The organism is Microvirga antarctica, assembly GCF_017921815.1.
Lineage (GTDB): Bacteria > Pseudomonadota > Alphaproteobacteria > Rhizobiales > Beijerinckiaceae > Microvirga > Microvirga antarctica.
Window position 1 is genome coordinate 243,319 of sequence record NZ_JAGEMM010000002.1, and the last position, 25,171, is coordinate 268,489.

At 62.3% G+C, this 25,171-nt stretch carries 18 protein-coding genes; 14 read left to right on the forward strand and 4 right to left on the reverse strand.

Going from position 1 to position 25,171, the window contains the following annotated elements; translation table 11 throughout:
* Positions 1-4: 4 nt before the first annotated feature.
* The 5 genes from J4G32_RS08530 to J4G32_RS08550 all read left to right on the forward strand — a co-directional run bounded on the left by J4G32_RS08530 (position 5) and on the right by J4G32_RS08550 (position 7,103).
* Positions 5-916 (forward strand): ABC transporter permease, encoded by a 912-nt coding sequence (locus tag J4G32_RS08530; RefSeq protein ID WP_210485770.1) that lies wholly within the window; start codon positions 5-7, stop codon positions 914-916.
* A 5-nt stretch (positions 917-921) separates the two neighbouring features.
* Entirely contained in the window at positions 922-1,764 is an 843-nt protein-coding gene (locus J4G32_RS08535; protein ID WP_210485772.1) for an ABC transporter permease, read from the forward strand.
* Positions 1,765-1,771: 7 nt separating this feature from the next.
* The gene (locus J4G32_RS08540; RefSeq protein ID WP_210485774.1) at positions 1,772-3,250 is read left to right on the forward strand and encodes a mannitol dehydrogenase family protein; all 1,479 of its coding nucleotides are present in this window, start codon (positions 1,772-1,774) and stop codon (positions 3,248-3,250) included.
* 161 nt (positions 3,251-3,411) lie between these two features.
* Positions 3,412-5,385, forward strand: coding sequence for an asparagine synthase (glutamine-hydrolyzing) (asnB, locus tag J4G32_RS08545; protein WP_210485776.1), 1,974 nt, complete (start codon positions 3,412-3,414; stop codon positions 5,383-5,385).
* A gap of 515 nt (positions 5,386-5,900) precedes the next feature.
* Entirely contained in the window at positions 5,901-7,103 is a 1,203-nt protein-coding gene (locus J4G32_RS08550) for a heparin lyase I family protein (RefSeq protein WP_210485777.1), read from the forward strand.
* A gap of 19 nt (positions 7,104-7,122) precedes the next feature.
* On the opposite strand, the gene J4G32_RS08555 is transcribed toward J4G32_RS08550, so the two are convergent.
* Positions 7,123-8,226 carry a polysaccharide deacetylase family protein gene (locus J4G32_RS08555; RefSeq protein ID WP_210485779.1) on the reverse strand — a complete coding sequence of 368 codons (1,104 nt, stop codon included), beginning with the start codon at positions 8,224-8,226 and terminating at the stop codon, positions 7,123-7,125.
* Between the two features lie 380 nt (positions 8,227-8,606).
* On the opposite strand from J4G32_RS08555, the gene J4G32_RS08560 reads away from it, so the two are divergent.
* Together J4G32_RS08560 and J4G32_RS08565 are read left to right on the forward strand one after the other, a co-directional pair.
* On the forward strand, positions 8,607-10,397 hold the full coding sequence (locus tag J4G32_RS08560) for a tyrosine-protein kinase domain-containing protein (RefSeq protein ID WP_210485781.1): 1,791 nt from the start codon (positions 8,607-8,609) through the stop codon (positions 10,395-10,397).
* A 61-nt stretch (positions 10,398-10,458) separates the two neighbouring features.
* Complete coding sequence (locus J4G32_RS08565) at positions 10,459-11,652, forward strand: polysaccharide biosynthesis/export family protein (protein WP_210485783.1); 1,194 nt, start codon at positions 10,459-10,461, stop codon at positions 11,650-11,652.
* A 63-nt stretch (positions 11,653-11,715) separates the two neighbouring features.
* On the opposite strand, the gene J4G32_RS08570 is transcribed toward J4G32_RS08565, so the two are convergent.
* Positions 11,716-12,510 (reverse strand): heparin lyase I family protein, encoded by a 795-nt coding sequence (locus tag J4G32_RS08570; protein ID WP_210485785.1) that lies wholly within the window; start codon positions 12,508-12,510, stop codon positions 11,716-11,718.
* Positions 12,511-12,752: 242 nt separating this feature from the next.
* Between J4G32_RS08570 and J4G32_RS08575 the strand changes: the two genes are divergently transcribed.
* Positions 12,753-14,009, forward strand: a complete 1,257-nt coding sequence (locus J4G32_RS08575) for a GNAT family N-acetyltransferase (protein ID WP_210485787.1) — start codon at positions 12,753-12,755, stop codon at positions 14,007-14,009.
* 12 nt (positions 14,010-14,021) lie between these two features.
* Here J4G32_RS08575 and J4G32_RS08580 read toward each other — a convergent pair whose 3' ends face one another.
* Positions 14,022-15,707: a GNAT family N-acetyltransferase gene (locus J4G32_RS08580; RefSeq protein WP_210485789.1), complete on the reverse strand. Its 1,686-nt coding sequence runs from the start codon at positions 15,705-15,707 to the stop codon at positions 14,022-14,024.
* Between the two features lie 279 nt (positions 15,708-15,986).
* On the opposite strand from J4G32_RS08580, the gene J4G32_RS08585 reads away from it, so the two are divergent.
* From J4G32_RS08585 to J4G32_RS08600, 4 genes are all read left to right on the forward strand, one after another.
* The gene (locus J4G32_RS08585; protein ID WP_210485791.1) at positions 15,987-17,171 is read left to right on the forward strand and encodes a glycosyltransferase family 4 protein; all 1,185 of its coding nucleotides are present in this window, start codon (positions 15,987-15,989) and stop codon (positions 17,169-17,171) included.
* A 90-nt stretch (positions 17,172-17,261) separates the two neighbouring features.
* Positions 17,262-18,584: an O-antigen ligase family protein gene (locus J4G32_RS08590; protein ID WP_210485793.1), complete on the forward strand. Its 1,323-nt coding sequence runs from the start codon at positions 17,262-17,264 to the stop codon at positions 18,582-18,584.
* A gap of 64 nt (positions 18,585-18,648) precedes the next feature.
* Positions 18,649-19,875: an oligosaccharide flippase family protein gene (locus J4G32_RS08595; RefSeq protein ID WP_210485795.1), complete on the forward strand. Its 1,227-nt coding sequence runs from the start codon at positions 18,649-18,651 to the stop codon at positions 19,873-19,875.
* Positions 19,876-19,987: 112 nt separating this feature from the next.
* Complete coding sequence (locus tag J4G32_RS08600) at positions 19,988-21,241, forward strand: glycosyltransferase family 4 protein (RefSeq protein WP_210485797.1); 1,254 nt, start codon at positions 19,988-19,990, stop codon at positions 21,239-21,241.
* Positions 21,242-21,254: 13 nt separating this feature from the next.
* Here J4G32_RS08600 and J4G32_RS08605 read toward each other — a convergent pair whose 3' ends face one another.
* The gene (locus tag J4G32_RS08605; RefSeq protein WP_210485799.1) at positions 21,255-22,250 is read right to left on the reverse strand and encodes a glycosyltransferase; all 996 of its coding nucleotides are present in this window, start codon (positions 22,248-22,250) and stop codon (positions 21,255-21,257) included.
* Between the two features lie 230 nt (positions 22,251-22,480).
* Between J4G32_RS08605 and J4G32_RS08610 the strand changes: the two genes are divergently transcribed.
* Positions 22,481-23,560, forward strand: a complete 1,080-nt coding sequence (locus J4G32_RS08610; protein WP_210485801.1) for an AraC family transcriptional regulator — start codon at positions 22,481-22,483, stop codon at positions 23,558-23,560.
* 288 nt (positions 23,561-23,848) lie between these two features.
* Positions 23,849-25,168, forward strand: a complete 1,320-nt coding sequence (locus tag J4G32_RS08615; RefSeq protein WP_210485803.1) for a sugar transferase — start codon at positions 23,849-23,851, stop codon at positions 25,166-25,168.
* Positions 25,169-25,171 lie beyond the last annotated feature (3 nt).

Genomic DNA, 25,171 nt, shown 5'->3' on the forward strand with positions numbered 1-25,171 from the left:
TCGCATGCACTCCACCTCTCAGGCGTCTCACCACGATCACGGCCCCAGCCTGCGCCAGCGTCTTGCTGCGCGCGGGCTCGACGCCGTGACGTTGCTCGTTCTGCCCGCGGCTCTCTTTCTCGTGCTGCTGTTCATCTACCCGTTCGCCTTCGGGTTGGTGCTCTCCTTCGAGCCCAAGGCCGGCGGCTCGTGGCTTGCCAATTACAGCCGCTTCTTCGCCGATCCGTTTCTCTACGAGACGATTGCCAAGACTCTGTGGCTGTCGATCCCGACCACACTGCTCAACCTTTTCCTGGCGGTTCCCATCGCGTTCCGGGTTCGTTTGATGCGCAACCAGCGCATCCTGACCGCGATCCTGATCCTGCCCATCACCCTCGGCACGGTTCTGGTGGCCGAAGGACTGCTGAACTACCTCGGTCCGCAGGGCTGGCTCAACCGCACCCTGGTGACGTTCGGCCTCGCCTCGCAGCCCCTCAAGCTCTTGCATAATTACTGGGGCGTTTTCATCTCGCTCCTGCTGACCGGCTTCCCGTTCACATTCCTGCTCACCCTGTCCTATGTGACGGGCATCGATCCGGCTCTCGAGCAGGCAGCAGCCACCCTTGGCGCCGGAGCCCGGCAGCGATTCCGCCACGTCTACCTGCCTCTCCTGATGCCGGGTTTTGCCATCACCTTCTGCCTGTCATTCGTGCAGGCCTTCTCGGTCTTCCCCTCGGCGGTTCTGCTTGGGGCTCCGGCCGGACCGACCCGTGTCATCTCCATCGCGGCCTATCAGGCGGCCTTTGAGGAATATGATTACTCGATGGCGTCCGCCATCGCGATGATCATGGGTTTCGTCCAGCTTGCAATCGTCGTGGCCATTCTGGCCTCGCGTGGATTGTTCTACCGCGGCCCTGCCAGCGGCGCGAAAGGGTAGGGATCATGATCCGCGACACGACGATCGGCGCGAAACTCTGGGCGACTGCGGTCTGGGCCGTGGTCGGCTTCTTCATCATCAATCTCTTCGCCATGATCGGCACCGTCGTCGTCAGCTCGTTTGGAACGCGCTGGCTCGGCACATGGCTTCCGGCCGGCTGGACGACCCGGTGGTATTCGTCTGCCTGGTCTGAATTCCAGCTCGGCGATGTCCTGATCGTGTCCTTCCAGGTTGTGGGCCTCGTCGTGCTCATTTCCGGCCTGCTCGGCGTGACGGCGGCCTATGCGCTCGCCCGTCGCGACTTCCCAGGCAAGAAGCTGGTGATGCTGCTCTTCCTGCTGCCCCTGCTGATCCCGCCGATCACCTTCGGCATTCCGCTCGCAACGGTTCTGTATCAGACGGGGCTTGCGGGCACGTTCTGGGGCGTGGTCGCGGCAAACCTTGTGCCGACGGTGCCGTTCGTGATTCTGGTGATGATTCCTTTCATCGAGCAGATCGACCCGAAGATCGAAGCGGCTGCTCGCGTCTTCGGCGCGAACACGTTCAAGCTGTTTCTCCACGTCCTGCTGCCCCTCCTGCTTCCGGGCATCCTGGCCTCGCTCCTGCTTGTTCTGGTGCGCACCATCGCGATGTTTGAACTCACCTTCCTCGTCGCAGGTCCGACCAGTCAGACGCTCGTCGTCGCGCTGTATTATGCGGTCTTCGCCGCCGGCGTCCGCGCCGTCCAATCCATCGACGCGATGGCGGTGATCTACATGGTCACGACGTTGATCTGGCTTCTGGTTGCCCTGCGCTTCGTCAACCCGGCGCAGATCGTCACCCGCGCCAAGCAGCAGCCGGCCCATTGAGAAGACGATGACCAGACGATTGAGCAACGCCACCCTGTCGCAGTTTCCCTCCACCGTGGCCGTGCCGCGCTACGACAGGAGCAAGGTGCGGACGGGTATTGTCCACCTCGGGATCGGTGCGTTCCACCGCGCTCACCAGGCGGTCTATACGGACGATGTGCTGGAGCACGATCCGAGCTGGGGCATCGTCGCCGCCAGTCTCAGAAGCCCCGACACGCAGGATGCGCTCGCGCCCCAGGACGGGCTCTATGCGGTGTCCGTTCGCTCGGATGGGGGCGAGTTGCTTCGGATCGTCGGATCCATCTCCCGGGTCATCCTGGCGCCCCAGGAGCCGGATGAGTTGATGGCGTCCTTGACCGATCCGAAAACCAGGATCGTCACGCTCACCGTGACCGAGAAGGGCTATTGCCACGACCCGGCCACGGGCGACCTCGATGAACGCCATCCCGACATCATTCATGATCTTGCCCACCAGTACCGACCGAAATCGGCCCCCGGCCTGATCGTGGAGGCGCTTCGCCGAAGGCGAGAGGCCGGCATCGCGCCGTTCACGGTGCTGACCTGCGACAACCTTCCGTCGAATGGCCGCACGGTCCACCGCATTCTCAGCCGCTATGCGTCTCTGGTTGATCGCGATCTTGGCGCGTTTGTCGCCGGCGAGGTGGCCTGCCCCTCCACGATGGTCGACCGCATCGTGCCGGCAACCACGGACGACGACCGTGCGCGAATCGCAGCCGTTCTGGGCGTTCGCGATGCCTGGCCCGTGGTGACCGAGCCGTTCACGCAATGGGTCATCGAGGATCACTTCCCGCAGGGACGCCCGGCATGGGAAAAGGCCGGCGCTGAATTCGTCACCGATGTCGAGCCCTTTGAGCAGATGAAGCTCCGACTTCTCAACGGCAGCCACTCTACGCTCGCCTATCTGGGCTTCCTCGCCGGCTACGAGACGGTTTCGTCCGCCATGGGCGATCCGGCTTTCGAGCGCCTGCTCAGGGACATGATGGACCTCGAGGTTACGCCGACCCTCCACATGCCGGAGGGCGCGGACCTCCACTCCTACAAGAAGGCTCTGATCGAGCGCTTCAAGAATCCGGCGCTGAAGCACCGCACCGGGCAGATCGCCATGGATGGGTCGCAAAAGCTCCCGCAGCGTCTTCTTGGCACCATTCGCGACCGCCTCCAGGCCGGTGGCGGGATTGACCGTCTGGCGCTCGGGGTCGCGGCCTGGATGCGCTATGCGACAGGGGTCGATGAGAGCGGGCGCGCCATCGACGTGCGCGATCCCATGGTGGCAAGGCTGCGGTCGCTGGCGGACAGCGCGGCAGGGGAGCCAGAGCTGCTGGTTCATGGTCTCTTCGGCATCCGCGAGATTTTCGGGGACGACCTTCCAGCGAATCCGGCCTTCACGGGTCCCGTGAAGAGCGCCTTGACGCAGCTGTTTCGCGACGGTGCGAGAAAGACTGTTGCTCATTACCCCGTCTCCTGAGGCAGCGCAGGGCAGGCGCTCCCTCGATTGACCTTCCTGCTTACCCCTGAAGCGCCGCGCTTTTGTTGTCTGATCGATTAGAGTGACGTTCGGGGCTGCGCCGGCCGAGGGCCGCGGCGTGCCCCTTTTCTATTGGCGTTCGGGCGTGTGTGGAGGCGGCGATGTGTGGGATTGCGGGATATCTGGGCCAGTTCGAACGGACCGAACTGGAAGCGATGAGCCGGCGCATCGCGCACAGAGGTCCTGACGGCGAGGGAATCTGGTTCTCGCGCGACGGGCATGCGGGCCTCGCCCACCGGCGCCTCTCCATCATCGACCTCTCGACCGCCGCGAACCAGCCGATGTTCGACGATGCCAGCCAGGTCGTGCTGATTTATAATGGCGAACTCTACAATTACCGCGAGCTGCGCGAGAAGCTTGTGGGTGCGGGGTTCCAGTTCAAAACCCGCTCGGACACCGAAGTCCTCCTCAAGATGTATCTCTGGAAAGGGGTCGACATGCTCGATTCCCTGAACGGGATCTTTGCGTTCGCGATCTGGGATCCACGCTCGCGCACCCTGTTTGCCGCGCGTGATGGCGTTGGCGTGAAGCCGTTCTACTACACGCAGACGCCGCGCGGCCTCCTGTTCTCCAGTGAGATGAAATCGTTCCTGGATCTTCCCGACGTGGACTGGACGGTCGATCCTTCCGCGTTGCGGGCCTACATGACCTATCAATGGGGGCCCGGCGAGGCCACGATGGTCAAGGGCATCCGCAAGCTGCTGCCTGGCCACGCGATGCTGGCGCGCGACGGACGCATCGAGAAGATGTGGTCCTACTACGATCTGCCCTATCACACCGCGCCAGAGCCAATGAGTGCGGAAGAGGCCATCGAGCGCATCCATGATGGGGTCAAGGCCGCCGTCGAGCGCCAGATGGTCGCCGACGTCCCGGTGGGTGCCTTTCTGTCGGGCGGTCTCGATTCCAGTTCGGTCGTGGCTTTCGCGAAAGAGCACGCGAAGGGCGGCGATGTGCCGTGCTTCACCATCCGTTTCGATCGCGCCGGCGCGAAGCAGGAGGGGATCGAGGACGATCTGCCCTATGCCCGTCGCGTGGCTCGCCATCTCGGCGTCTCTCTCGACGAGGTGTCAGTCGGGCCGGAATCCCTGCGGATGCTGCCTGACATGGTTTACATGATGGACGAGCCGCAGGCCGACGTATCGCCCATCAACGCTTTTCTGATCAGCGCGGCCGCGCGGGACCGCGGCATCAAGGTGCTGCTCTCGGGCATGGGCGGGGACGATATTCTCACAGGCTACAGGCGCCATTATGCGCTCGAGCAGGAGCGCTACTGGCGTTGGCTGCCGGAAACGGCCCGCAGGACGCTGGCCGGTGTCGCGCGCCAACTGCCGGTCAGCATCCCGCGCATGCGTCAAGTCCGCAAGGCGTTTTCCTACGCGCATCTGCCGCAGCAGGAACGCATCGCGAGCTACTTTTTCTGGGCCCATCCGGATACGGTCTCCGGCATGCTCGCGCCCGATATCCGCGCGGGCCTCGCCCATGAGCCAGTCGAGGCGCCCCTGATGGAAGCGCTTGGACGGCTGCCCGCCTCGACGCCGCTCGTGAACCAGATGCTCTATCTCGACGGCAAGTTCTTCGTGCCCGATCACAATCTGAACTTCTTCGACAAGGTATCGATGGCCTGCGGGGTCGAGTGCCGCGTGCCGCTGCTCGACATCGAACTGATCAAAGCTGCGACGTCTCTGCCGACGCAGTTCAAGCAGGTCGGACGAGAAGGCAAATGGGTGTTCAAGAAGGCGATGGAGCGCCATCTTCCGAATGATATCATCTATCGCCCGAAGACCGGTTTCGGAATGCCGTTGCGCGTGTGGATGCGGGACGAGCTGAAGGACATGCAGGAAGACCTGCTGTCGCGGCAGTCGGTCCAGAACCGCGGCTTCTTTGACCCGGCAGCTGTACAGAACCTCCGCGAGGCCAATGATCGCGGGCAGATCGACGGTACCTACACGCTGCTGTCGCTCATGAGCATCGAGCTGTGGAGCCGGATGTTCCTGGACCGCTCGCAGGTCCCCTCACTGGCTTTGCTGAACCCACACGCGGGCCAATCGGCAGCTATCCTCACCGACGTCGCTTAATCGCGCAAGGCCTGGCGATGCGTCCGTCCCGACGAGTGTCGCGGGCGGCGCTTTCGCGCGCCATGATCTCGCCCCATTGACGCGCTTTTGAGCCTTCCTGCCACGTCGTCTCCCCGGCGACATTTCGACGGCAAGCCGCTCGCATCCGCCCCGGATGCAAAAAAAATGGCACAGCCTATCTATTTGATCAGTTGTTGAAGGTTATATCATAACGTAGAGGAACAAGACCGCCGCCGTTTCGGCAGGGTCCGACACACATATATGGAGATTGATAAGCCGAAGGCCAAGGTGGCCCGCATTGCTGAACAAGTGGCGCTTCTTAACAAGATTACTTGCGATAGCAAGTGTACGCGTAGATAGCGCTAAGCATTAATTTCCATTATTGCGCTATTAATTGTCAGATTATTGCATAGAAGGCCGCGCTCTTGGGCGGCTGCGTAACAATATTGGCTCATCAATATTCGGTTCAACCTCACATTGCCGCCCGTATTGCGGTTACGAATGGATTTTTAATTATGGCTTTACTTCCCAGTCAATTTCAAGAGAACGTCAACGATCTCAACACCGTGTCCTATGCGGGACGTGAATTTTATGTGGCCGGCGAGAAATCCTGGAGCTTCGATTCCGTCGACAACAACACCCTTCGGTTCGAAGTGCGTCAGGGCGATCAGTTCGCCAGTAGTTACTTCACCGACATCCAGGGCGTCGAGCGCGCGGAAATGAGCGATTCCGCTCGCTACAGCATCAACCAGGACATCAGCGTCGAATACAAATTCATGATCGAGCCCGGCGCGAAGAACACCGCCAAGTGGGTGGTCGTCGGTCAGTTGCACTCCGGCCTCAGCGTGACGCCGCCGGTAGAGATCAAGTTCAACGGCAACGACAAGATGGCGATCTCCGGCAAGTCGGGATCGAGCAGCAACGTTGTCTACAGGGATTTGTATCAGGACAGCCAGGATATCGTCCGTGGCCATTGGTACACGATAAAGATGAACATTCACTTTGATCCCTATGGCAACGGCAGCGCGGACATCTGGCGCGACGGCGTGAAGATCGTCGATTACAACGGCGCATTGGGCTACACGGATCAGACGCAGACTTATTGGAAGGAAGGCGTCTACCGGTCAACGGCGCCAGAGACCTTTGCTGCGAGCTACAAGGATCTTGTCATCCATACGGGCCCCGGTGCCTTCGATGCGACCCCGACACCCACTCCTACCCCGACTCCGACTCCGACACCCACTCCCACGCCCTCTCCCACGCCGTCTCCGACCTCGACGGTCATCTCCGGCGACAGCGGTGCCAACACGCTCGTCGGAACCTCGGGCAACGAGAATATCTCGGGCAATGGCGGCAACGACAAACTCAATGGCAAGGGCGGAATTGACGTGCTGTCGGGAGGAGCGGGCAACGATGCCTTCGTGTTCAATACAAAGATCACGGCATCCAGCAAGACCACCATCACCGATTTCGTATCGGGTTCCGATCGCATCGATCTGGCAAGTGCGGTCTTGACCAAGCTGCCTGCCGGCTACGTGTCGAAGGATGCCTTCTGGGTCGGTACGGCCGCGCACGATTCGACCGATCGGATCATCTACAACGACAAGACCGGCGTACTCAGCTACGACGCTGACGGTTCCGGAAGCGGCGCAGCCATCGAAATCGCAACCTTGTCCAACAAGGCCAAGATCGCCGCTTCGGATTTCTGGGTCTTCTAGGCGCTCACGGCGCTTCCCATCACGATGCGCGGCCCCGGTTCAAGCCGGGGCCGTTTTCGCTGGGGCGGACGGCGAAGAATCGATTCGGCCGATGCAACATCTCGCCGAGCCGTGCGGCTCCGTTCACCTTGGCGATGAAGCGTGGAAGACTGTCGCGCTCGCCCACATAGATGCGCCGAATCGCCATCGGCCGGGCGCGCACCTGCGCCAACGGAACCGGCCCCGGCTCAAGGCTGAATGCCATCGAAATCCCCGCTCGTTTCGCGGTTTCCTCGTGGTCGATCCCGAAATCCTGTGCCGAGCCGTTAGGATAGGCAAAGGTCCGCGGACGTGTCCCGAGGGCGGCCGTCAATCGCTCGATCGAGACGTCAATTTCCGCGCAGGATTCGTCGAGGGGCAATCGCGTCAGGATCGGATGGGTATGGGTGTGGCCTCCGAACTCCACCCCTTCCTGCGACAGCCGGCGGACATCCGTCCAATCCATGTACAGATGCTGGAAGGCGTCCGGCCCTGGCATGGCAACGCCCAGTGCGGCCGCCAAAGTTGCCATGGCCTCGTCGCGAAGCGCGCCAGGCAGCAGTTTGGCGGCTTCCACCCAGGCGATGGTGGCGGCGTCGCGTTGCGATTCGCTGGCGAGGTTCGTCGCGCCGATCAGGGGAATCTCGAGGCTGGTCATTTTACAATTGGCGAAGCAATACGCGGCGAAATCCCAAAGGAATGCCCGGCCGGTTCCAATGTAGTCGGTCGCCAGGAAGATGACTGCCGGCACGTTGCGCTTGCGCAGGATCGGCCAGGCGATATCCGCGTTGTCGCGATATCCGTCATCGAAGGTGATCAGGGCAGGTCGGGGTGGCAGCGTTCCCGTGCCGTCCAGCCAGCGCGCAAGGTCGCAGGCCGATATGGGGTTGTGGCGCTCGCGGATATAGTCGATCTGCTGCGCGAAAACCTCAGGCGAGGCACTGATTGTGGGCTTGTAGCCCGCGAAGCGCGGGTCGCCGACGGGCCAGACGCGGTGATAGCAGATCACGGTCAGGCGCTCACGGTGGTAATGGCCGAGCCATCGGTCACCGATGATTCTGCCCTTCAAATCCCGAAGGTACGAGGCCAGCCTGTCCGTGAGCATTCTCGTACCCATTCACCCCATCGCGCGAACTGTCAGCAGCCTGCGCTTTCCCGGCGCCTTTGAGAAGAGCGTGGTCAACGCATCAAAGGGTTGAGGCCCCTTGTTTCGGGCCGTCTTGACGACATTCCTACATTTCCTGGACCATCTTAACATCCCAAAGTTGGGCACCCTCCTATGCCCTTACGGATAGCCCTTACGAGTTAGTGCGTTGGGTTTCCATAAATGAGAATTTAACACCTGTGTCAGTCAGGCGGCGGTCGGCGTGGGCCGAATCCCGCATGCAGGACGAGTGGTTTGGTGAAGCGTTGCCCGGCAGAGTCGCGTGGCGGCCGAAGTGGCAGATAGCGGGTAGCATGAAAATTCGGCCGAGATTCAATGAGATGCTTGCCCGTCCGCGCGGTCTGCTGCCGGACAAGGACGGCCCTGCCTATTCGGGCGCGTCGCTGCGGGACATTTCGGCCCAGGGTCAGATCGGCCAGTTCGACCGGTTCCACGAGGAGCCGCCCTTCGAGCCGACTCATTCGCCGTTCGGATTGTCGTTCCCCCTCGGACTGCTCCGCCGGCAGGCGCTGCTGATTCTCACGATTGCAGTTCTCGGCACCGTCGGCGTGGGGCTCTGGGTGTCTACGCTCCAGAAGAGTTACACCGCCACCGCGCTTCTGGTGCTCGATCAGCGCAGTTCAAACCTCCTAGAGCCGGTTACCCAGAACAAGATCGAAGCCGACGGCGAGGTGGAGATTCTGAAATCGGACAGTGTTGCGATGCGCGTGGTCGAGCGGCTCAATCTCGCTGACGAGATCGGCGCGCCCCCGGCAAAGCCTGGCCTGATCGCGCGCCTGACCGGATTGTTCAAAGGGACCACCGGCACGGATGACAGCACGACAGATCCCGCGGCGGCGTCGAACGAGCCGGTGTCAGCGGATGATCCTTCGACCAAGCCGGCCTCGCCGGCCGTCGCGACGGCGGTCCGACTTCTCATGCAGAGCGTGACCGTCCGCCGCCGCGGGCTTACCGACGTCATCGCGCTCGAGGCGACGGCACCCACGCCCCAGCGGGCCGCGCAGATCGCCAACACTTATGCCGAGGCCTATCTTGAAGAACAGGTCGCGGCAAAATTGGCCGGCATCGAGCGCGCGAGCATTGCCATCTCCCGGCGCATGGCCGAACTCGACGAGGAGTTGAAGCGCTCCGAGAGCCAGATCGGTACAAGGCAGATCTACCAGGACAACGTCCAGCGTTTCAAAGCCATTGCCCAGCGGCGTGAGACCGTCGCGCCTGATTCGCGAATCGCGTCCCGGGCGCGCGCGCCCGATATCCCGAGCTTTCCGCGACCGACCCTGTTCATGTTGCTCGGTGGGATGTTGAGCCTGGGGGCCGGCATCGCGGCAGGCTACCTGCGCGACGTCTATTCCCGGCAGGTTCACACGGTCGATGAGCTGGAGCTGCTGTCCGGGGTGCCGAATCTCGCCTCTGTGCCGGATGTCACGAAGGTACGGCGGGGCGATGCAACGAAGTTGCCGGACGATATCCTGACCCGGCCGCGCTCTGCGTATTCGGGCGCGATCCGCCGCCTCTATTTTAACCTTCAGCTGCTCGTCAACCGTGGCTCCAAGCTCGGATTGGTGCTGGTGACGTCCTCGGAGGAGCATGAAGGACGCTCGACGGTGGCCTTGTCTCTCGCCCGCGCGGCCGCCGTGGCCGGGCTGAACGTCGTGATCGTCGATTGCGACCTCAGGCGTCCGACCCTGCACAAGGCGCTGGATCTGAGGAACGAGGTCGGGCTCGTCGACCTGCTGGCCCAGACCGCGGAGGAACGCAGCGTCGTCCAGGCCGATCGGAAATCAAACTGCAAGGTGATCGCCAGCGGCAAGATGGGAACCATCCCATCCGAATGGTTGCTCAACCCCGATCGCATCAAGGAAACCCTGCGCAAGCTGGAGGCGAACTACGATCTCGTCGTCCTCAGCGCTCCACCGGTGGGCTCGGCAGCCGAACCGCTGATCTTCATGCGCGACATTGACGTGGTCCTGTTCATTGCAAGAGCCGGCGCGTCCACCCCCACGGCCATCCGGTCCAATATCCGGCAGCTGCGCCGCAGCAGCGAAGCCGACATCTACACCGTCATGACCTACACCCAGATGCGAGGCGCGCGTGCCGAACTTTCTTTGTAAACTGCGTTCAGTCACCTCCAGGTCGCGGTCGACGACCCGGGCCGCTCTGAGGGCAGGGCGCATGCTCGCCCCGGCACTTCTGCTGAGCGCGATAGCGTGGGCGCCGCCGGCTCTTGCGGATTACAAGCTCGATAGCGGCGACACCATCGAGGTTTCGGTGTTTGGCCGAAACGATCTGGCGCGCCGGGCCATGATCGATGCCGACGGGAAGATTCAGGTGCCGCTCATCGGCGAGGTTGCGGCGTCCGGGCTGACGATGTCGGAGCTGCGCGCACGCATCAAGGACTTGTTGGCGACCAGCGATTCGGTTCGCGGCGGTGACGTCATCGTCGATATCGTCGAGCACCGTCCCTTTTACGTCTATGGAAACGTCACGCGGGGCGGTGCCTATCCCTATCGTCCGGGCATGACCGTGCGCCACGCGTTGGCGCTGGCGGGGGGGTACGAGACAATCCGCTCGCAAGGCAACACCACACCGGTGGCCTCGGCAGAACTGCGCGGTCGCTATCGGACCCTCTCGGCAGACTACGCCAAGCAGCAGGTTCGCGTGGCGAGCCTCCGAGCAGAAGCCGAGGGAAAGTCTGAACTCGATTTGAGCGGTTTGCCGCGCTCCGTGAGGTCCCAAAAGGTCGTCGCTGAGCTGATCGAGCTGGAAACGCAGCAGCTCAAAGCCAGTATGGACGAGCGCGAGAAGGAAAAGAAATATCTGGCCGTCGCGCTGCAGCTCGCCGATGCGCAGGTCGGCGCGCTCGATCGCGGCCAGAAGCAGGATGAGGAAGCCTCGCGCCAGCAAGCTGACGAGCTGGCGCGCGTTGCCGACCTGACAAAGCGCGGCCTCGCATCCACCGGGCGCACCACCGACGAGCAGAGGGCGATGGTTCTGACGCGAAGCCGCGAGATGGACACGGCGGCTCGTCTTGCCCAGGCCAGGCAGGCGAGGGAAGAGATGGCGCGGCGACTTCAGAAAGCCGACGAACGGCAGGCAAAGCTTCCGCAGGACCTGCAGGTCGCGATTGCGACTCTCGACGGAATCGGAACGCAGATGGAAGCGTTGGGAGAGCAATTGGCGCTGTCGGGCAATATCGGGTCGCAAGCCGAGGCGACCGGGCGGAGCACGACGCAGGTTGCAATCTTCAGAAAGACCGGAGAGACACAGGCGCGCGTACCGGCGACAGAGGATTCTCCCGTTCAGCCCGGCGATGTGGTGGAGATCACCATCAAGTTCGAGTTGTCTCCGGCAACGCCTGCCAACTGAGCGTCCGCTTCAGCACCCGAGAGAGCGGGGAACCGTCTCCCCTCGGGTCGCCAGGAAGGCGGCTCAGTCGAGACGCGGGCTGACGCGAATCTTGAGGTCTTTGTAAGAGACGGCGAGTGACTCGGGCGCTGTCGAGCGGTAGACGCCCTGTTTCCAGTAAGTGACTTTCTGGTTGGAATATCCGAGCGGGCCGTCGTACTCGACGATCTTCTTGCCGTCGCGCCAGATTTCCGCGTAGCCTTTGCCGGCGGGATCGAACCGGATGTCCAGCTTCATCTTGTACCAGTGGCCGCGGACGATATCCTCGTTGTCGTCAAAGAGATCGTTATAGACAGCCTTCGTGGTATCTCCGCCAAAACCGGAATTACCGGAAATCTTCATCTTGTCGTCGCCGTTAAGCTTGATCTCGACAGGTGGCGACATCGCCATACCGGAATGGAGCTGGCCAAGAGTGACCCATCGTGCCGAATTTTTTGGGCCGGGGTCGATCATGAAGGAATATTCGACACTGATGTCCTGGTTGATGGGATAGCGCTGGGTGTCGCCCATCTCGGCGCGTTCGACCCCCTGCATGTCCGTCCAGGTGGAGCCTGAATATTGATCGCCCTTGCGCACCTCGAACCGCACCGTGTCGTCATCGGGCGAACTGAAGCTCCACGGCTTGGCTCCGTTGATCACGAACTGACGGCCCGCATAGGCGATCAGCACATCTTCCGGCGTCGACTTGGTCCATTGCGAGGGAGGAATCGAGCGATAACTGAACTGGCTCATGACCGAAGTCGAGGATACAAGCCCCACTCCCAGTCCGACAACAGCCAAGGCTGCGGACGTGATGATGACCTGTCTGGGCGTCGTCATGTTGGGCACTCGATCAATATACAGTAAGCGGAAAAGACCTTCTGCCAGTTCGGTCCGCAAGGTCAACCGGGCATCGGCGTTCTCTTCGCTCGGACATCGGAAGTAGCCCCAATGAACAACAGGGCAACCGCACATTTCCATAGGAGATTGCGGTATTGTTCCTATCTTAAATCTAATCAGAAGGGCAGTAAACGCTGGCGTCATCATGCCGACGATGTCCGGTTCCGAGCTAGGCGAATATCATGCGATCCAACACCCGTTCCGCGGACATGCGTTCCAAGGATCAGCGCCAGCGACCCGAGACCATGCGAACCGTCAGCGTCAGTGACTTCGAAGGCCTGGCACCGCATCTTGCGGCGTGGGATGATCTCGCCTGGCACGCGCCGCAACGGATTCCCAACCTGCTGCCGGCCTGGATCGACGCGTATCTGCGCCACCGTCTGGGTCCCAACGAAAGCTGGATTTGCTGCTTCGCGTACCTGGGGGATCGCCTCGTCGGCGCCCTCCCGCTCGTCGTTACGCCGCATCCGGTCTTCGGACGGGCGCGACCGGTCCTCTACACCCCGTATGACGCTCTCACCCCGTCCGGCGACATCGTGCTTTCGGCCGATCATGCCACTTTGGCGCTCAACGCGCTGCTCGGCGAGGTCCGTCGACAGTTGCCGCATCATCTGGGTGTCGACTTCAAGGCGGTCCGGCAAAGCTCCGCACTTTGGGACGCGCTGCAGAGCGGCGTTGACGGTTATGTGCTGCGCGAAGGCTTCTGTCCGAAATATTCATCACTGGCCGTCGACGGCGATGCCGAGGCATATTTCGCCGAGTTGAAAAAATTGCGGTCGAACCTCAGGCGGTTTCGCAAGAAGCTCGACGGCCGCGGGACCGTCACGGTCGAGCTGTTGCGGGGCGAGGACGCGACCGAAGCCTTCCTGCCGGAATTCATTGCCCTCGAGGCATCGGGATGGAAGGGCCGCAACGGCACGTCGATTGCCGATAATCCGCGCGTGGTCGCCTTCTACGAAACGCTCGTCACGAATTTTGCCCGGCAGGGCCGCTGGGAATGGCACACCATTCGCGTCGATGGTCGCTTGATCGCCGCCCAGATGGGAGCGCGCTGCGGCTCGGGACTGATGCTGCCGAAATACTCGTTCGATGAGGATTTCGCTGAATTCCGGCCAGGCTCCTTGCTCACCGGGGAAGTGCTGCGGGACGCCTTTGCGCGCGGCGAGATCGACGAAGTCAATCCGATGAGCGATGGCGAGGCCCATCGGACCTGGCACATGCAGCCGGAAGGCTACCTGAACGCCCATCTGGTGCGGCGCGGGCCAGTCGCGGCCGTTCTTCAATTGCCGCGCATTGAAGCCTGGTCGTTCTACCAGAACGTCGTCCGGCCCCGGATTCCCCCTGGCCTCAAAGCCGCCTATCAAAAGTTTCGACGCCGTGGTGAGCGCAAGCCCCGCCGCGCGGCCACGAGCCGGTTGAGCACCAACGACGCGGCCTGAGAGGGGCCGGCCTCAAGGGTGGCCGGTGCTGGTGGAGCGAAATCCCCAACTTGTCAGAACCTCGGCCGATCGTCGGTCTTCGGCCGGGATCGCCACCACGATTGCGCCCTCGGCAGCGCGTGAGAGCCCATCGCGAAGACGCTGCGTGATCGCTGCGATCCGCACATCCTCTGTCCCCGTGGGATGCATGAAACCCTCAGACAGGTGGAGTGCACCGGCCGCGACTGGCGCATCGGGTGCCGGGTGGGCCGGTGCATCTGACGACCATCCGCAGTAAAGCAGCACGCCATCGGTCACGAGGGTATAAGCGCGGTCGCCGGCTTCTAGACGCTCGAGCGCGCGGGACAGAAAGGCGGTCTGGCTGATCTCCGACGGAGCGGACGGGCGGTACAGCAGCAGATCCGCGACATTGTTCACATTCAACAGGATCGTGCCGGGTCCGACGACAAGGCCGGTGCGGCTGTCGAGCGCAAAGGTCACAAGGGGCGCGGAGCCAGCCGCCGTCTTTCCTGAGAACCGGCGCATCCGATCGGCGAGTCTCTGCCGGAAGCGACGCACCCGTAACACGCCGCTCGCGCCAAGGCGGTCTCGCAGCCGGAGCAGCGCGCGCGCCTTGATATGGTCGGACCATCGGAAGTGAACGGCCAGCGATTGGACCTCATCCGCGTGGTCGGCGATCCGTTCCTTGTAGGTTCCCTCCGGTGTCAGGTCCAAATCCTGAAAACCCTTCCCGCCGAGAGCGCGCGCCAGCATCAGCACCAGAAGTTTGCCGGGCGAGCTGTCCGCGACGAAGGGCGAGTGGGCGATCACGCCCAGGGCTACCGACGTGCGGTTGATGGGCCCCACATGCGCCGCGATGACGGTTTCGCCGAGGAGAAGCACCGAGGCATGCGCCAGTCCGGGCGTCTCCATGAGCCGCAGCCAGAACTCACGCTTGTGCGGATCGTCGCGAAACGGGAGTGACGCGTTGAGAGCGCCCTGCCGCAGGTCGCAGAAATCGGCCACGGCGTCGATCACCCGTTCGAGTTCCTCGCGGGACTCCAGCTCCACGAATCGCAACGGCGCGATGCGCTGCAGGCGGTTGATCCGGTTGCGGGTATGCTTTTTCTTCAGGGACTTTTCGACGCCGCCCTCCGGCCCAAGGGCGAGGAGCGGCCGCGCCTGTGTCTGAAGGATCACGCGCAGTCCCGTCGTCGCGCACCAGCCGACGGGCGTGCCTTGAGGAAGAAAGCGCAACGCCAATCGGCCACGGGGGAAGGTCTCGCCCAGAACTGAAAGTGCCTGCTGGATGAAGTGATCGGAAACCTCCGGTCGCGCGAGCCAGCCCTGATACTCGGCCTGGTGCGCGCCCACATGGACCAACGCCCCGTCGTGGCGGCCGATTGCCAGTGGCAGGAGGCCGGTCAGCGTGCCGGAGGAGTCAACTTGCGCGACGAGAAGAGGTTCGTGGGTGTCCCCATAAACGGACAGCCAGGCTTCCGCGTATCCGAAGGATTGCCATGCTGTGGCCCAGGGACAGGCCTCTGCCAGATCCATCCACGCCGCGCGGAATTGCGGATCCCGCAGAAGAGATCGGGCCGCGTCACCGCGAGACAGAACGATGTCGTCGGCCGAATGGGCAGAAGACGGCGCGGAGTCGCGCGCATGCGTTTGCGCGGGACGACCGTCACCGACTGCTACGCCCTGCCGCTGGTTCACGAGTATATCCGATCCCATGACAGCCTTGTACGGCAAGTGCCGTGAACGCTCCACGCATGTGTCGTCGTCAGGAGGGAATGACGCGTGAGCATGAGAGTTACCTCCTACGAAAGGATGCGCTGGGACGAGACAGGCAGTACCGTATCGCGAGAATGCTCCATTCTGAGACGTCTTCCGACGCGGTCTGGTCTTCGGAGGTGACAGCACACCACGACGACGGTCGACGGTCCAGTTCTCGCCTGGGGTTCATGAGTCAAGTTGCGGATCGGAAGAGTTGCCATGCACGTTGCACTGGTGGGAGCCCACGCATTGCCCGGCGAGCCGAGCAAGGGCGGTGTCGAACGCGTGGTCCAGGTGCTCCGGCGCAAGCTGGCGGAGCGGATGCAGGTCTCGCTTGTCGTGCCGGGCGCACGAGAGGGGCTGCGTTTTACTGACGAATTCGGCGACATCACCTACCTGAAGCGGACGGCCGGCCCCGGCTTCCTGACCTACTGGTCGTGGAGCTCTCTCGCGGTTTATCAGGAAATCGAGCGCCTCAACCCGGACATTGTGCATGTCCAGGGCGTGGCGGGCGATTCTCTTTTCTGGCCGGTGGGGAAGAAGCCCCGCAAGCGCCCAATGATTTTCACGGCCCACGGCGTCCTCGAAGTCGATATCGTGCACACGGCTGGCGAGGACGTGCTGCGGCGAATCACGGTTCCGGCCCGCGCCGCCTTGATCGGGACAGTGGAGCGGAAATCCCGGGATCGTTACGACGAGGTCATCGCCATCAACGAGTATGTGCTCGAGGCCATGCCCGATGTGGCAGACCTGCGCTATCATCTGATCCCGAACCCGGTCGACGATGTGTTCTTCCACTCCCCACGGGCGCCCCGTTCCCCTGATGGCGTCTATCACCTGCTGCAAGTCGGGGTTGTGAGCCCGCTCAAGAACATTTTGGCGTCGATCGAGATCGCGGGCGAACTCACCCGTCGCGGAACGCCGGTTCATCTTCATGTCCTCGGCCCGATTGTCGACGTGAAATATCATCAGTATTGCCTGCGCGAGGTCGCCAAGCTGGGCCTTGACGATGTCGTGACGTTCCACGGCAATGCCACCCCGCCCGAGGTCGCCGCCTGGATGGACCGGTCGGACCTCCTGCTGCTCATCTCCAAACAGGAGATGGCGCCGATGGTGGTCGCCGAGGCCCATTGCCGCGGCCTTCCCGTCGCGGTGCCCCGGGCCTTCGGCCTGCGCTCGATGGTGAGCGAAGGTGTCAACGGCATTTTCCTCGACGGTCCGTCCGTGGCGGACGACGCAACGCGGGTCGGCCGGGTGCTGGATGTCGGTCTGGATCGGGAGAGAATCCGCACCGGTGCGGCATCGCGCTACGAGATCAATGGAATCATCGACCGCACGCTCGAGGTCTACTGGGAAGCTCTTGAGATGTCGCTCCGGGTGTCCGGGCGCCTCGCGGAGGTGTGAGCCGATGATGACCCACATGCCATGCGCGTATCAAACCCCGTCAGACAAGAGGCGCATTCTTCAAATGCCCGCAACCGGTGAGGGCTAGCCGTGCAGACGGGCAATGTGCAGCGAGGCGCCAGGCGGCGGGAGCATGATCTGGCAGCCTGCGCGCTTCTGGTCTTCGCAGGCCTGAATCTCAACGGCGTCTTTCTGATGTTCATCAAGGAGTCGGCGCTGCTGTCGCCGCTCGTGCTGGTTCTGGTCCTCGTGCTGTGGCTGCGATATGCGCGCCCGGTGGCGGTGAGCGAACTGCTGGTTCTGTTCATGACCTTCATGGTGTCGTTTCTCGCCTTCGCGACGGTCATCAGCCTCATCAACGGCAGCTTCGAGACCACCTATCTGACCATCTATTCGGCCACGCTGCTCCTGATCCCTGGCGTCTATTTCTGGCTGTTCGGATGCACCGATGCCGAGTTCGAGAAGGTGATGCGGCTGTTCAAGGGGATCCTTCTGATCGCCTGTGCGCTCGTGCCTTTGTCGCCGTACATCGCGCCGTATCTCGACTACAAAGGACCCGAAGGACGGGCGACCGGACTGTTCGGGAGCCCGAACGACGCGGGGGTGGCGGCGCTGTATTGCCTCGTGCTGATTGCCGCCTATCCGGCAAAAAGCCGGCTTGTCACCGCGATCCATGCCATCATCGCGCTGGTCGCGCTGGCGCTCACCTTTTCGAAAGCCGGCATCCTCTGCCTCGGCCTGCTGACCTTGTTCATCCTCGTCGAGCGTCGATCGCTGAAGCTGATTCTTCTTGCCATCCTGGCCTTCGCGATCGCGGGAATCGCTCTCCAGTATCTGTTCGACCACGATCTGTTCGGTCTCAGCCGGGAGCAGCGCGAACGCATCGCAGATGTTCTCAACCTCGCGGGTGGCGAGGTCACCACGCGGGCGACGACCGGACGAACGATCCTGTGGGAGACGGGAATCTGGCGGATCGAGGATCAACTGCCGTCAGGCTCCGGACTAGGGAGCTTTCACTCGCTTGAGGGCGGCTCGCGTGGAAGCGTCGAGGTCTGGCTAGGGGTCCACAATACGTTTCTGATGATCATTGGCGAAGCAGGCCTCATCCCGTTCGTCATCTTCATGACGTTCCTGGCGCGGCTGTTCATCATCGGAGTCCAGGCGAAAGACCGTCTGGTGGCGGTGGGATTTGGGGTCGTGTTTATGGTCGACATGTTCTCAAGCCACAGCTCGTTTGCGTTCCGACTGTCGAACGTTGCGCTCGCCATGGCGATTGCCGTCGGCGCGCGGGGCGCCTTCAAGCGCAAGCAGGCTGAAGCGCTCGCTGCGACCGCTTTCCACCGCACCACGCGACCGCGACGGCGCCTCGCGGAACGCCCCGCGCCGGTCGACGCCTTGCGGTCCGCATCATGAATCACTGCAGGATGAGTACGGCGCAAGCTTGCCACCTGGCCATCTCGAGGGTGCAGGGCGCATTATGTTGACGATGTTTCAGAAGGTCTATGCCTCCCGCGATGCGCGCGAGCAGGCCGGCGTTTTCACGTCTCACCTGTTGCTGAACATCTCGTTCTTCCTCGTCATGTTCATCGCATCCAAGAGCCTCGGCGCGGCGGAATTCGCCAGTCTGTCGCTGGCCAATACATGGATCATGACTCTGGCGACAATCTTCAGCTTCGGCATGGATCAAACCGCGCTGAAACTGTCGATCGAGCGGCACAGCAGCAGCTATATCGGCATCAACTTGATCGCCAAGGCACTTTTCTTCGTCATCGCGTTCGGGGTCTTTCTGGTTGGGACCCTCCTCTATGGCCCGAGTGCCAACCTTGTCATCGTGGCGGCAGCTGCCGGCGTCGCGCTCTGGTCCGCAACGCGGGTGGTCGAGCAATACGAGCGCCATTTCACGCGGCTTGCCTGGCTCAACCTGTCTTTCGCCATCACCCGGCTCGTGGTTGGCGGGCTGGCGATCGCATCGCAGGACTGGGTGCTGATCGTGCTCGCACTGCATGTGATTGCGCAATTGCCGGTTCATGTCACCACGCTTGCAACGGCTGTCCGGGAGTTGCGCTCGACCATCACGCTGAGCAGCCTGCGCCCGATGCTGACGGTCTCGCCACTGATGTTCCTGTCGATCTCCCTGTGGGGCTCGCTCTCGCTCATCACACAAAGCGTTCTGCACGATCGTGGCGACGTGCTTGCGACATCCGCCTTCGGCGTCGCCCTCCTGTTCATGTCGCCCGTCGACCTGGTGATCGGCACCTTCCGAGTCTACGTGCTTCCGCAGATCCTTCTCCGGGACATGAAGGAAATCGACGTCTTCGGCCTCGGCGCAGGGTCGTTCAACGTCATCGTGCTCGCCTTTGCGGCCGTGTTCATGACCGTCACGGTGCCCATCGCGGGCCTCATCCACTGGATCTACGGTGCCCAGTTCCCCCTGGCCGGGTGGTTCTTTCTGATCTATTTCGGCGGCGCGGTCGTGACGATTTCTGTCGGGCTGCTGAACCTCCGCGTCCAGCGAGAGAACCTGCTGAGGCTTGCTGTTCTGGTCAATCTCGGACGAGCGGGCGCCACCGCGTTGCTCATGCTTCTTCCGACCATCTCACCCATCGGGGTCGTCATCTGGTCGACGATCGTCATGATCATCGGCGAAATCGTGCTCTGGGCGGTGATCAACCGCGTGGAACGCAGACAGATCCGATCGGCCTGATGGCCCCCGAAATTGCCAACCATGGTGTCCGAATGGGTTGCTTCCTCGCAGGTCGCGGCTTGGTAAGGTTCGGCATCGCGCGTTGCGTTCCATGCTCAAGGGATTCGTCTCCATGAAGATCATCTATCTTCACCAGTATTTCTTCACGCGGACGATGATCGGCGTGGCGGGAAACCGCTCATACGAATTCGCCCGGCGGCTGGTCGCCATGGGTCACGAGGTCCATATGATCACGTCTCACACCCATGCGCGCGAGGGCGATTCGAAGGAGTGGTTCGAGACGGTGGAGGAAGGCATTCACGTCCATTGGCTCCCAGTGCCCTATTCCAACAAGATGGATTTCAAGAAGCGTCTCTACGCGTTTCAGCGCTTTGCCATCGGCGCAGCAAGGCGCGCGGCGTCGATCGACGGCGACGTGGTGTTTGCGACGAGCGGGCCCCTGACCATCGCCATCCCGGGGATCTACGCTTCGTGGGCGCGTCGCATTCCGATGGTGTTCGAGGTCCGCGATCTCTGGCCGGAGGGCGCAATCCAGCTCGGCGTGCTGACCAATCCGGTCGCAAAATGGCTCGCGCGACGCCTCGAGAAGTGGGCGTATCGTCGTTCGACGCACGTGGTCGCTCTATCCCCCGGCATGCGTGACGGCATTGTCGCGACCGGCACTGCGCCCGCGAAGGTTTCGGTCATTCCCAATGCGGCGGATCTGGACCTGTTCCACCCCCTAGTCGACGGGACGGAGCAACGGCGCGCTTTGGGAATCGACGATAAGTTCACGCTCGCCTATATCGGCACTATGGGGCTCGCCAACGGCCTCGATTTCGTCCTCGACGCCGCAGCCGAGCTCAAACACCGCCGGGTCGATGACATCCTCCTCATGCTGCACGGTGACGGCATGCAGCGCGCTGCTCTCGAAGAGCGGGCGCGCCGCGAGGGCCTCGATAACGTGAAATTCTCCGGGCCGACGCCCAAGCACGAGATTGCGGAGCTGGTGGCGGCCGTCGACGTGTGCATGACGATTTTCAAGAATGTGCCGGTTCTGCAGACTTGTTCCCCAAACAAACTCTTCGACGCGCTCGCAGCGGGAAAACCCGTCCTCACCAATATGCCCGGCTGGCTGGCAGATATCGCCGAGAAGGACCGGACCGGCGTTTTCGTCGAGCCGGACAATGCAGTCGACTTCGCCGACAAGTGCGTCTGGCTCCGGGATCATCCGGACCAGATCGAGGAATTTCGACTGAATGCCCGCCGTCTGGCTGAAAAGAAATTTGCCCGGGACGTGCTGGCGCGCCAGTTGGAGTCGGTCCTTGGTCGCGCGGTTGCCCCGGTTCCGGGTCGGCTCGCCCCAGAAGTCTCGTCGGCCAGATAAGAGGGCGCGGCGCTCAGGCCGCCGAGGATAGGACCGCGTTTTCGAAGACCTCGACAACGCGGTCGGTCGTGCGCCGTTCCGACAGCTCTTCGGCGCGGCTTGCACCGTCAGAGCGGATGTCGAGGCGCAGAACCTCGACGAGCGCATTGCCCAGCGTTTCCACCTGATCGGCAACGATCCGCGAGGGCTCGACGCCGCTGAGGAGATCCCGCACGTCTCCCACATCGACTGTGATGACGGGAAGATTGCAGGCCAGCGCTTCCTTGACGACCGTGGGCGATCCCTCGAAGTCGCTGGTGAGCAGGAGACAGTCACACGCATTCATGAAGATCGGGATCTGGTTCGGGTCCACGTTGCTGACCGGCACCAGCTCGATGTCGGGAATCGTCCGGCGTGCATACGCAATGGCACTTTCGGCCAAGGCAAGGCGCTTGCCTGCCGGGCGGCCGCCGAGATTGAAGAAGACGAACCGCGTCTCGGGATTCCATCCGAGTTTCCTCCGTGCCTCCTGCCGGGGAGTGGGCTGAAACGCGGAGAGATCGACCCCGTCGAAAATGATCGAGACCGGTCGTGAGCGGATCCACAGCCGGTCCTTCAACTGCTGGGAAACGCAGATCACGTGTCGCGCGCGCAAAACCGAAATCTGCGAAAAGATTCGGCCCACCAGGCTGCGAACGTAGCCGATGTCGCTTGTCGGATTGAGGTCACTGCCGCGAAAGCTGATGACCAGAGGGCGCAGAGTGCCAAGCGCACAGAACAACGCCGTCATCGTGCCATAGTGGGCATGGACAATGCTGGGGTCGAAGTCGCGCACAACCTTTCGAAATCGCCGCATCTCGGCAAGAACAGCGCCCGGCGATGTCCGGGAGGAAAGGAAGAAGGTGCGTGTGACGATGCCGCGCTGCTGAAGCGCCGCGACCTGGCGACGCGCGAAAACCATGCTGCTGGGCTGGTCCTCATCGCCAGGGATGACGGCAAGCACGCGGACAGGTGACGATGACATTCGCATGGGCTGTTCGATTCTCGATGCTCTCGCCCGGCGCGCGGCGCGGCGGAGCCTGTGAACATATTCATGCGCAGCATACCCGTTCTCTCGAACTGTCCAAGACATTCAGAAGGTGATCGCCGCATCATCCATAAGGTGTAGTCCCGAAGGCATAAGGCCTCCCGACGCAAGCTTGGCATCTTGCCTCTGCTTGCGGAAAGGATCGATACTGGCTCTCGCGTTAGGGCTGACCGATGTCGAACGGTAAGGTAAGCCGCCTCCTGGCAAAGGATAACCCGACACTCCCAACAACGGTGGGGGTGCTGGCCAGACTCGCCGCCCGCCGGGCCATGGAGTCCGGGGTGGAGGCCCTTGCGCCAATCATCAAGCGGGCAGGGCTGCCGTCAACCCTGGTGATCGATCCGCGCTTGCGACTGGATGCGCGAAGCCAGATCCTGTTTCTCAATATGATCGCGGAGGCCATCGCCGATCCCCTGTTGGGTTTCCACATGGCGCGCGACGCGGACCTGCGCGAGATCGACCCGTTCTTCTACGTTCTCTCATCCTCCGAGAAGCTCGGCGAGGCCTTCGAGCACGTTGCCCGCTACAGCACCGTGATCAACGAGGGCGTTCGGTTCATTGCGGCACGCAATGCATCAAGCCTTTCCGTCGAGTTCGGCTACGTGGGCATCGAGCGGTATATCGACAGGCAGCAGATCGAGTTCTGGGCTACCTGGACGGTCAAAGCGGCTCGCCTTCTCCTCAATCGGGAACTGGTCCCGAGCCATGTGGGATTTGTCCATCACAGCATTGGCGACAGTTCGGAGATGGAGCGTTACTTTGGCTGCGCGGTCGAATTCGGCGCGTCGGCGGACCGCGTCCATTTCGAGCCGCAGGAAGCCGACATGCCGGTCGTGACCGCTGATCCCTCCTTAAACAGGTTCATGGTGGCCTATTATGAGGACGCTGCTGCGCAGCGCCACTGGCGGCAGAACCCGTTGCGCACCCGTGTCGAGAATGCCATCTCGCCGCGCTTGCAGCACGCGACCGTCAATATCGGCACGATTGCCAGCGATCTCGGGTTGAGCACGCGCACGCTGTCGCGCCGATTGGCCGATGAGGGGCTCACCTTCAGCAGCATTCTCGACGAATTGCGGCGCGCGCTGTCAGACCGCTATCTGCAGAACAAAGACCTCTCGATCTCCCAGATCGCGTGGCTGCTCGGCTACACCGAGGTCAGCTCGTTCGTTCACGCCTTTCAGCGCTGGACCGGCCAATCTCCCAGGGATGCCAGGCGCGCTCTGCGGCCTGTGGCGCAATCTGACGAAAATTGACATTGCGCTCGCTTGCAGCACGGGTCTTAATAGGCCTCCCGCCTCTTTAGGCCGGCTCAGAGCGGCATCCCTCCGCCGTGGGGTTCAGGCTTTGTCTCCGAATTGCATGCAGTGGCCCGTCCGGGCTGCTTCTGACTCTTCCGAATAATCTGAACTACCCCTTCTTTGAGTCTGAACTTTAGCGCGAATCTCCTGTCTTATGGTGACACCAAGGTTCACCGCGTCGTCGCCCAGTTGAGAGGCGCCGAGTGGTTTTGTTGTCCATGAGCACGGGCAGGAGTTTGCACGATGGCAATTGTCTCCAAACTTCCATTGCGGGAGGTGGTTGCCGAACAGGTTTCGCAGCCAGCTCATGTCACCGCGACAAGGCCCCTCCGTCTCATCGTCTGGCCCGCCATCGCGGCGCTCGGCGGCTTGGTCAGCGCCTCGCAATCGGCCATCCTGTTCAGCACGATGTTGCAGGCCTCGCCGCGCAATGTCGAGTTCAGCGCCACGATGTTGCAGGTGGTGGGCCTGAACGCCCTTGCGATCATTGCCATTGCGACGTTCACCCGCAAGCAGTCGACCTCGCGTCTCCTGCTCGCCTTCACGTTCAGTTTCCTGGTCCATTTCGTGTGGTTCGCCTACGAAGAATCGCTGCACCGAGCAGTGAGCTGGACTTACGTTCCGTGGACCTATCTGGCGGCGCTTGCCTGCAGCCTGGCCGTCGATGCCTTCCGAAAGGTTGCGCGTCCGCGCCGCGTCGGTGCGATCGCGGTCGGCGCGGTCCCCGACTTGCTGCGGCGCCTCGACAGCGACGTGGAGCTGATCACGGATCCAACCAGCGACGCGTCCCGCTACGATGTCCTGTTGATCGATTTCTCGACAGTGATGCCGTCTGAATGGGCGCCCTTCGTTTCCGCGGCCGCTCTTGCCGATTGCGAGCTTTCTCACGTCCGCAGTTATGCGGTTCAGAGAACCTCTTGCCTGCAATCGGAAGACGTCGAGCCACAGACGATCCGGCGCAACCTGCGCATGAACAGCCTTTATGTTCCGGTCAAGCGCTGCATCGATATCCTGGCCGTATTCCTGCTGGCCCCGATTGCCCTCGTGCTCCTGACGTTTGCTGCTGCGGCGATCGCGCTCACCATGGGCGCGCCCATCTTCTTCACCCAGAACCGCGTCGGCCAGAATGGCCGCGTGTTCCGGATGTACAAGCTGCGCACGATGCGTGTGGCAAAGCCCGGTGCGCTGCAGATCGCCACCTCGCACGGCGACATGCGGATCACGCCGCTCGGGAAAGTCCTGCGCCGCTTCCGCATCGACGAACTCCCGCAGCTGCTGAATATCCTGAAGGGCGAGATGAGCCTCATCGGTCCCCGCCCGGAACAACCGGAGCTGGTGCAGAAATACGGTCAGATCGTCTCGAACTACGACCTCCGCCATGCGGTGCAGCCCGGTCTGTCCGGTTGGGCACAGGTCACCTACGGCTATGCCTCGACCGTCGAGGAGACGAAGACGAAGCTTGAATACGACCTCTTTTATGTGCGTGAATTCAGCTTCGCGATGGATGTCGAGATCGTGTTCGCCACGCTTTGGACACTCGTCAGCGGCCGCAACGTCCGCTGACAA

What these genes read in the sequence shown, in the direction of transcription:
- J4G32_RS08565 (WP_210485783.1), top strand. Translation starts at nt 10,459, where the DNA reads ATGCTCGCCCCGGCACTTCTGCTGAGCGCGATAGCGTGGGCGCCGCCG.
- J4G32_RS08550 (WP_210485777.1), top strand. Translation starts at nt 5,901, where the DNA reads ATGGCTTTACTTCCCAGTCAATTTCAAGAGAACGTCAACGATCTCAAC.
- J4G32_RS08585 (WP_210485791.1), top strand. Translation starts at nt 15,987, where the DNA reads ATGCACGTTGCACTGGTGGGAGCCCACGCATTGCCCGGCGAGCCGAGC.
- J4G32_RS08600 (WP_210485797.1), top strand. Translation starts at nt 19,988, where the DNA reads ATGAAGATCATCTATCTTCACCAGTATTTCTTCACGCGGACGATGATC.
- J4G32_RS08615 (WP_210485803.1), top strand. Translation starts at nt 23,849, where the DNA reads ATGGCAATTGTCTCCAAACTTCCATTGCGGGAGGTGGTTGCCGAACAG.
- J4G32_RS08575 (WP_210485787.1), top strand. Translation starts at nt 12,753, where the DNA reads ATGCGATCCAACACCCGTTCCGCGGACATGCGTTCCAAGGATCAGCGC.
- J4G32_RS08605 (WP_210485799.1), bottom strand. Translation starts at nt 22,250, where the DNA reads ATGCGAATGTCATCGTCACCTGTCCGCGTGCTTGCCGTCATCCCTGGC.
- J4G32_RS08555 (WP_210485779.1), bottom strand. Translation starts at nt 8,226, where the DNA reads ATGCTCACGGACAGGCTGGCCTCGTACCTTCGGGATTTGAAGGGCAGA.
- J4G32_RS08535 (WP_210485772.1), top strand. Translation starts at nt 922, where the DNA reads ATGATCCGCGACACGACGATCGGCGCGAAACTCTGGGCGACTGCGGTC.
- J4G32_RS08610 (WP_210485801.1), top strand. Translation starts at nt 22,481, where the DNA reads ATGTCGAACGGTAAGGTAAGCCGCCTCCTGGCAAAGGATAACCCGACA.
- J4G32_RS08560 (WP_210485781.1), top strand. Translation starts at nt 8,607, where the DNA reads ATGCTTGCCCGTCCGCGCGGTCTGCTGCCGGACAAGGACGGCCCTGCC.
- J4G32_RS08540 (WP_210485774.1), top strand. Translation starts at nt 1,772, where the DNA reads ATGACCAGACGATTGAGCAACGCCACCCTGTCGCAGTTTCCCTCCACC.
- J4G32_RS08595 (WP_210485795.1), top strand. Translation starts at nt 18,649, where the DNA reads ATGTTGACGATGTTTCAGAAGGTCTATGCCTCCCGCGATGCGCGCGAG.
- asnB (WP_210485776.1), top strand. Translation starts at nt 3,412, where the DNA reads ATGTGTGGGATTGCGGGATATCTGGGCCAGTTCGAACGGACCGAACTG.
- J4G32_RS08570 (WP_210485785.1), bottom strand. Translation starts at nt 12,510, where the DNA reads ATGACGACGCCCAGACAGGTCATCATCACGTCCGCAGCCTTGGCTGTT.
- J4G32_RS08530 (WP_210485770.1), top strand. Translation starts at nt 5, where the DNA reads ATGCACTCCACCTCTCAGGCGTCTCACCACGATCACGGCCCCAGCCTG.